Origin of the sequence: Pelagirhabdus alkalitolerans (assembly GCF_900096905.1) — a bacterium.
Classification (GTDB): Bacteria; Bacillota; Bacilli; order Bacillales; family Amphibacillaceae; genus Pelagirhabdus; species Pelagirhabdus alkalitolerans.
On the sequence record NZ_FMYI01000023.1, the window covers coordinates 1 to 1033 of the forward strand.

At 51.9% G+C, this 1033-nt stretch carries 9 tRNA genes and 1 rRNA gene; all 10 read left to right on the top strand.

The window, feature by feature from the left end:
* Window positions 1–100, top strand: a 5S ribosomal RNA gene (gene rrf, locus BLR62_RS12305); the annotation flags it as partial.
* Window positions 101–107: 7 nt separating this feature from the next.
* Window positions 108–183 (top strand) — tRNA-Val (locus BLR62_RS12310).
* A gap of 3 nt (window positions 184–186) precedes the next feature.
* Window positions 187–262, top strand: a tRNA-Thr gene (locus tag BLR62_RS12315).
* A gap of 6 nt (window positions 263–268) precedes the next feature.
* Window positions 269–344, top strand: a tRNA-Lys gene (locus BLR62_RS12320).
* A gap of 5 nt (window positions 345–349) precedes the next feature.
* Window positions 350–431: transfer RNA gene (locus BLR62_RS12325), tRNA-Leu, on the top strand.
* A 6-nt stretch (window positions 432–437) separates the two neighbouring features.
* Window positions 438–512, top strand: a tRNA-Gly gene (locus BLR62_RS12330).
* A 20-nt stretch (window positions 513–532) separates the two neighbouring features.
* A tRNA-Leu gene (locus tag BLR62_RS12335) sits at window positions 533–621 on the top strand.
* A 1-nt stretch (window position 622) separates the two neighbouring features.
* Window positions 623–699, top strand: a tRNA-Arg gene (locus BLR62_RS12340).
* A 4-nt stretch (window positions 700–703) separates the two neighbouring features.
* Window positions 704–780 (top strand) — tRNA-Pro (locus BLR62_RS12345).
* Between the two features lie 22 nt (window positions 781–802).
* Window positions 803–878: transfer RNA gene (locus tag BLR62_RS12350), tRNA-Ala, on the top strand.
* Window positions 879–1033: the final 155 nt, after the last annotated feature.

The following is a 1033-nucleotide window of genomic DNA, read 5'->3' on the forward strand; positions in this document are numbered from 1 at the left end:
CGAAGAGGTCACACCTGTTCCCATGCCGAACACAGAAGTTAAGCTCTTCAGCGCCGATGGTAGTTGGGTTTACCCCTGCAAGAGTAGGACGTCGCCAGGCTTTAATCGGAGGATTAGCTCAGCTGGGAGAGCACCTGCCTTACAAGCAGGGGGTCGCAGGTTCGAGCCCTGCATCCTCCACCATTTGCCGGTCTAGCTCAATTGGTAGAGCAACTGACTTGTAATCAGTAGGTTGGGGGTTCAAGTCCTCTGGCCGGCACCAGACGAAGAGCCATTAGCTCAGTTGGTAGAGCATCTGACTTTTAATCAGAGGGTCGAAGGTTCGAATCCTTCATGGCTCACCATTTAAGCGGGTGTGGCGGAATTGGCAGACGCGCTAGACTTAGGATCTAGTGTCTTACGACGTGGGGGTTCGACTCCCTCCACCCGCACTCTTCGCGAAAGTAGTTCAGCGGTAGAACACCACCTTGCCAAGGTGGGGGTCGCGGGTTCGAATCCCGTCTTTCGCTCCATTTACAATTCCTAAATCCATGCCGGGGTGGTGGAATTGGCAGACACACAGGACTTAAAATCCTGCGGTAAGTGATTACCGTGCCGGTTCGAGTCCGGCCCTCGGCACCATGCGCCCGTAGCTCAATTGGATAGAGCGTTTGACTACGGATCAAGAGGTTAGGGGTTCGACTCCTCTCGGGCGCGCCATTATCGGGAAGTAGCTCAGCTTGGTAGAGCACTTGGTTTGGGACCAAGGGGTCGCAGGTTCGAATCCTGTCTTCCCGACCATTTATAATTTCATTTGCTTGATGGGGCCTTAGCTCAGCTGGGAGAGCGCCTGCTTTGCACGCAGGAGGTCAGCGGTTCGATCCCGCTAGGCTCCACCATTTTTTATGCATTTTTTTGATCTTTGAAAACTGAACGAAACAACCAGTACGTTAAGAAAAGAAGTAAGACAAAAGCTAGTGCTTTTGAACCGAGTTTAGATAAACTTAACTCATTTTAATGAGAGTTTGATCTTGGCTCAGGACGAACGCTGGCG